The 6,000-nt window shown below is 63.0% G+C and carries 4 protein-coding genes; 3 read left to right on the top strand and 1 reads right to left on the bottom strand.

The window, feature by feature from the left end; genetic code table 11:
* Positions 1 to 97: 97 nt before the first annotated feature.
* Entirely contained in the window at positions 98 to 1,177 is a 1,080-nt protein-coding gene (locus CYU59_RS23410; RefSeq protein ID WP_293003306.1) for an IS110 family transposase, read from the bottom strand.
* Positions 1,178 to 1,604: 427 nt separating this feature from the next.
* Between CYU59_RS23410 and CYU59_RS23415 the strand changes: the two genes are divergently transcribed.
* From CYU59_RS23415 to CYU59_RS23425, 3 genes are all read left to right on the top strand, one after another.
* On the top strand, positions 1,605 to 2,408 hold the full coding sequence (locus tag CYU59_RS23415) for an SHOCT domain-containing protein (protein ID WP_293003308.1): 804 nt from the start codon (positions 1,605 to 1,607) through the stop codon (positions 2,406 to 2,408).
* A gap of 5 nt (positions 2,409 to 2,413) precedes the next feature.
* Positions 2,414 to 3,013 (top strand): hypothetical protein, encoded by a 600-nt coding sequence (locus CYU59_RS23420; protein WP_293003310.1) that lies wholly within the window; start codon positions 2,414 to 2,416, stop codon positions 3,011 to 3,013.
* Between the two features lie 448 nt (positions 3,014 to 3,461).
* Positions 3,462 to 6,000 (top strand): hypothetical protein (locus tag CYU59_RS23425; RefSeq protein WP_293003312.1); only part of this gene is annotated, 2,539 nt, incomplete at its 3' end.

A 6,000-nucleotide genomic window follows, 5' to 3' on the forward strand; every position in this document is an offset into this window, starting at 1 on the left:
GCATTGGCAGCGGAATGGGGTGCGACATCACTGCCAACGAGCCTACTGGCGTTGCCTGGGCTGCAACTCAACGCCGATTTCGCCGCGCGTCCGCATGTTACTCATTGAGATCGTGGACAAGCACTTGGCTATCGACGGCGAAGGGCCACGCCTGCGGGCGAAGTCCTCTGTCGCAATACAGCGATCTGAACACCACCCGGGACAGATGGCGTTTCAGGGCGCGCAACGCTCGCGGCCGGCTGAGACCTTGATCGAGACGACGCTGAAAGTATTGTCGCCCAGTGCAATCGAGCCGGATCTGAACAATGGCGATGCGATGGATTGCTGTGCTTAGCTGTCGGTTGCCCCGACGGGTTGGTCGCATCGCAACCTGGGTCGGTCCTGACCAGTGTGGGATCGGCGCCAAGCCGACGTAGCGCGCGAATGCTGCTTCGGACTTGAAACGCTCAATCCGCGCGGCTTCGGAGACAATCTTGGCTGCGGTCAGCTGACCACAGCCCGGCAATGCGAGCAAGGTCGGGGCGATGCCGGCGACACGGCCGCCGATTCGCTTTTCTAATGCGTCGACGTCGTCACCGAGCCGCTGGGTATCGCTGAGTTCGTCGCGGGCTAACTCGGCCATCAGTCCGTGCTGCGTGGCAAGCCACATTCCCAAGGCTTCCAGCGATTTCTTTACCCTCCAGTTGGCCGGAGTCCCCTGCAGGGGATCTAGTTCGTGGACCCGCGCTATCAGCCTGTTGATGGTCGCAATGCGTTGTCCGACAAGGTCATCGCGACGATCGACCAGCATCTTTAACTCCATTGATGCGCGGTCATGGAAGGCCACCGGCAGATCTGGCTCCCGAAGCACTGCCCGAGCGACCGACAGCGCGTCGATGGGATCGGATTTGCCGGGGGTACGCGAGGATGCGCGGGCACGTGCCATGAGGTGGGGCGGCACGCGGACCACCCGATGCCCGGCGCCTAGCAACTCGCGCTCCAACAGTGCGGTCAGCGGCCGGCAGTCCTCGACGCCCCAGACCACGTCGACGAAGCGGGAGCGTACAAAACTCATCGCCTGCCGATGACCGGCGCTGGTGGCTGGCACGGTCTTCTCGGCCAGCTTGCGGCCAACAGCATCAACGACGCACATTGTGTGTTCTTTCTTGTGCGCGTCGATGCCAACCACCACACCCATTGGGACCCTCCTTGCCAGCAGCGGCGTGATCGATAATTGCGATCAATGCGACGCGTCGCGCCGCCGCCTGACGTCGGCATCGTCCATTAATGCCAACCCGTGCGGGCGGCACGAAGCCCTGCAGCCAGACACCAGGTGACGGCGCAACACCGGAGTTACCCGGCTCGTCCTCGCGCGTTCGGAGTCGACAATCCCACTTAGAGCCAGCACGAAAGCGGCACGAATTCTAGAGGTCAGACGGTGAACGCTCGAGGGTTCGATTCTATTTGCGGCGGTACTTTCGTGCAGCGATCTGGCAAATTACGAGCCCCGCAAGGCTGCCAGGTGCAAACACACTTCCCGATCGATAGCTCGTTTGCCGCCTACACCTGGTTGTACGCGCCCCTGAGTACCCCTCGCTAGATTCGGCGGCAATTATGATGCCGTTATGGGGATCGTTCGTAAGTCGTCCACGCGTTTGTTGGTCCCGCACGACAGAGCACGCGAGGCGGTCCTGGAAGCTATGGGCAGCTTGGGCATCGACATCCGTCAGTCCACGGACCCGCTGATTGGTGACGCGAAGCGCTCATTGCGCAAGAACCGTTGGGCGGCCAAGATCACGGCGGCGCTTCGGTCCGAATCGTCGACGTCGACGGTAGTCGATTGGACGGTCGATATGGCCGGCGATCAACACTTCGCTGTCATCGCTGAGATCGTGGCCGCGACAACGGCACCGGTCGACGATCTGGGCGTGGCCGAGGCGCTGGAACGGCTGAATAAGATGGGACGGCTCTTCGGCTGGCTAGAGGCACGCAGCCTCATCAACCACGTCCATGTCGACGAGCGGGTGATCGAACTCGCCCAAGGCATTTACAACGGCGCTCAGGGCCTTCTGGTCCTCACCACGCAACGAATCTTCTTCTTCGACAAGGGCTTCAAGACCGCGCAGATCGAGGAGTTCCACTTACCGGCCATCACCTCACTGGTCTTTGTGAAAAGCCTAGGCAACGAAGGAATCGATATCACCGCCGCTGGGCGTTCGGCCAGTATCAGACAAGTGGCATCCGGTCGTGCCGAAACCTTCGTTTCCGCCTTCCACCGCACTCGGTCAGCGTCGGCGACGCCCACAGCGACGTCCAGTCCGCCAGACCTGACAGACCACATCCGCAAATTAGGGGAGCTACGCGACGCGGGCGTACTTACCGAGGATGAATTCACGACGAAAAAGACCGAACTCCTCGGGCGCATGTGACGCCGATGACTGACGAAACCCCAACCGATCTAACCTCATTCGCGGAAGCTCGCTGGGTGGCGCGGGCGGGCCAACACCTCGCCGCACGGGTCAGCGCAGCCGGCATGACCGTCACGCCGGAGGCTGCGCAGACCCTTGTGCGACAACATCGCACCACGCTCGCCCACCAGCTCGGAATCAGCGAGCAGGCCGCGCAGAGCTACCTCGAGGACGACGCTCTTAACCTGTCCGCGGACCGCCTCGTCTCCACCTTCGACGACGAGCAGCCTGGGGCTGACCTGTTCGCGCTCGACCGAAGCGCTGCCGTCGGCGTGGACATCTTCGGACGGCTCATCGCTGGACTGGCCGAGTGTCTTCTGCATTACACAAATGCCAGCTCTCTGACCGACAACGAGCGCCGCGACCGTATGCTCGAGATCACCCAACTGCTGTCCGTCACCGGACAGATACAGGCCGCTCAGACTGATGCTGAAATAGCCTGTCCCCCGGCGCTTTTGCATCGCGTCGCCCGCATACTGACGTCTGTCTCAGAACTGACCGACAATGACGAACTATCGCTGGCTCTGCAGCGCGACGCGACCAGCGCGCGGGACTCCGCCTGCTAGAACAAGGTTGACCGTCAACGAAATTCGCGTGCCGGACATCGCTCGTTAGGTTGCCCAGGATTCGACGACGACGAATGCCGGTTCTCAATTTTGATGGCGGAACCCGGTTCCTCCAACTGCAGGTTTGCTTTAATTCTCATGAAGATGGGGGCGCGTTTTCTCATCTTCGTGGCGAATCCGAAGAAACGTCGAGAACGTGAACGCGCCCAGGCAGCGCTTCGCGCGCCGTGGTCCGAGCGGCCGCTCGTTAAATGTTGCCGGTGCTGGGTGTAGGCGTGACGCCGGCAGCGATCGTGGCCAGTCGCTGCGGGCGACCCCGATTGGACGGCCGGATCGATTTTGGTTGGACGGCCACTCCGTCACTGTGTTGAATCGAGCGCAGACTCGATCGTGCCTCACCTGGCACGGGTGACTAAACCCGCGCTGTCCCCCGGTAAGGTGCGCAAACGTGGCAAGCGACTGGGCCTTGGAGGAGCTCGGACCGCGCGCATTTGAGCAACTCGCGGTCGCCCTCGCCGCCGCAGTGATCGGCCCCAAGATCGAGGTGTATGGCTCGGGTAAGGACGGCGGCCGCGAAGCGACCTATGACAGCCCGATCGACTGGCCTCAGATCGCCGACGGCGCGCACTGTCCTGACCGTGCTTGGACGGGCTACACCGTGGTGCAAGCCAAACAGCGTGAACGCGTTGTGTCTCCCTCCGATGATCTGAACTGGCTGAAGAAGCAGATCCACGACGAGCTCAACGACTGGGATGCCGGCAAACGCAAGCGCCTCCCCCGCAACCTGCTATTCGTGACCAACGTGCGGCTCTCGGCCCAAATCGAAGTCGGTGGCGTCGATCAGGTCAACAAGTTCATCAAGTCCGAACTCGATAGGGATCGCCACGACGCCGCCGGCCAACTTATGGCCACGCTGCGTCTACGCGGACTCACCGAGGTGTTCGTCTGGCACCGCGACACCCTCAACGCCCTGATCTCCGATCATCCAGGCATCCGCGACGCCTTCCCCGCGCTGCTCACCGTCGGCGACATCCTTACCCGCCTGGCCGCCCTGCCCGGAAAAATCGACCCCGAGCACTTGGCCCCAATCCTGATCGGCCACGCCCAAAACACCCTGCGCCACGAACAATGGCTGCGATTCGACGAAGCTGGCGACTCGCCCGAGACCCGCCACCCCATCGACCGAATCATCGTCGACCTTCCCGCCCGCGACCCCGACGGCCACCGCCACTACTCGGTGCTCGACCGAGTGATGCGCCGTGCCGACCAGATCGTGCGCGCGTCGGTGTGGCACTCGTCCCACCCCCGTCATCTCGTGATCACCGGCGCGCCGGGAAACGGCAAGAGCACCCTGGCCAAGTACCTCACCCAGGTCTATCGGGCCCGATTTGCCGCGGGCGAAGCCAACGAGGCGAGCATCACCGACCTGATCACCCGCACCGCCGAATCCCTTCAACGCATCGGCGTCACCGCGCCTACCAGCCCACGCTGGCCCCTGCACGCCGAGCTGGCCAAGATGGCCACCGAGATGGGTCCCGAGGGCGGCCCGAGCATCAAACGCTGGCTCGCCGACCGCGTGACCGAACGCGCCGGCGTTGTCATCCAACCCGTCACCCTCGACGCCTGGATAAAGACATGGCCGACGCTGCTGGTCCTCGATGGACTCGACGAAGTCACGGCACCTGCCCTGCGGCACAGAATCATCGACGAGATCACCGGCCTACTTGAGCACGCCGACGCCGTCGACGCCGACCTGCTCATCATCATCACTACCCGCCGCACCGGCTACACCGAACGGATCCATCCTGAACACTTCGATCAGCTCGACCTCGACTACCTGACCCTCGAGGAAGCCGCCGAGTACGGACACCACATCACCAACCAACGCCTTGACGACGAGGCGCCGCACCGCGAGCTGGTGCTGGCTCGCCTCGATACCGCCATCGCCAACCCAGCCATGGAACGGCTACTGCAAACACCGCTTCAGGTGCTGATCCTCACGATCATCCTGGGCAGTACCGGCACCCTGCCCACCAGCCGCTACCTGCTTTTCTGGGGCTACTACGAAACCGTTTTCAAGCGCGAAGCAGAAAAACACACCACCTACCGCTCCTTTTTCCGTACCCACCGCGACGACATCACCGACCTACACCAACGCGTCGGCCTACTGATGCAGATCGACTGCGAATCCACCGGTGAGACCCACGCCCGACTGCCCCGCGCCGAGTTGCACAACCTCGCCCGTCAACACATGCTCGACAACGGCCACAGCGAGACGGCCGCAACCGAATTCGCCGACCGCATCTTTGACGTCGCCACCCAACGCCTGGTCCTGCTCACTACCGATGAAGACGACACCGTTTCCTTCGAAGTGCGCAGTCTGCAAGAACTCATGGCAGCCTGCGCGCTTGTCGAGGGCAACGACGACGCGATCCGCACCAACCTGACGGCCGCCGCCAACAGCCCCCACTGGCGCAACACCTGGCTGTTCGCGGCCGGCCGACTCTTCGACGGCGGCCGGCACCGCCGCGAGCTGGTCATTGACATCGTCGACCACTGCGACGAAGACGGCCACTGGCCCGCCTGGCTCTATCCCGCCGCCGCCGAACTTGCCGCCTACCTACTCGAAGACGGGCTGGCGGCATCGAAACCCAACGACCAACGCCGCCTCATCGAAACCACCCTGCGCTGCCTCAACGGCCCAGTCCCTCTAGAACCGCAAGTCATCGCGCTCGGCCTGAAGATTGCCGCATCGCTGCACCCGTTGCACCTCGCCCACATCCGCAACGCCCTCGCAACGGCCCAAGCCGCCAGCGGAGTACGCCGAGCCGTCGCCCATATGCTCATGCACTATCAGCAGTACAGTTCCCGAATCCCCGGCAGCTACACCACCGAAGACCTGCAACGCGCAGCCGACATGTGGCGATATCAGATCCCGCGCACCGCAAACGATCGCCGCATCAGTATCACTACCCTGCTGCGGCCGG

The sequence above is a fragment of the Mycobacterium sp. genome (genome assembly GCF_002863225.1).
Taxonomy (GTDB): domain Bacteria; phylum Actinomycetota; class Actinomycetes; order Mycobacteriales; family Mycobacteriaceae; genus Mycobacterium.

Coding starts and splice junctions, on each gene's coding strand:
- CYU59_RS23415 (WP_293003308.1), top strand. CDS start 1,605: ATGGGGATCGTTCGTAAGTCGTCCACGCGTTTGTTGGTCCCGCACGAC.
- CYU59_RS23420 (WP_293003310.1), top strand. CDS start 2,414: ATGACTGACGAAACCCCAACCGATCTAACCTCATTCGCGGAAGCTCGC.
- CYU59_RS23410 (WP_293003306.1), bottom strand. CDS start 1,177: ATGGGTGTGGTGGTTGGCATCGACGCGCACAAGAAAGAACACACAATG.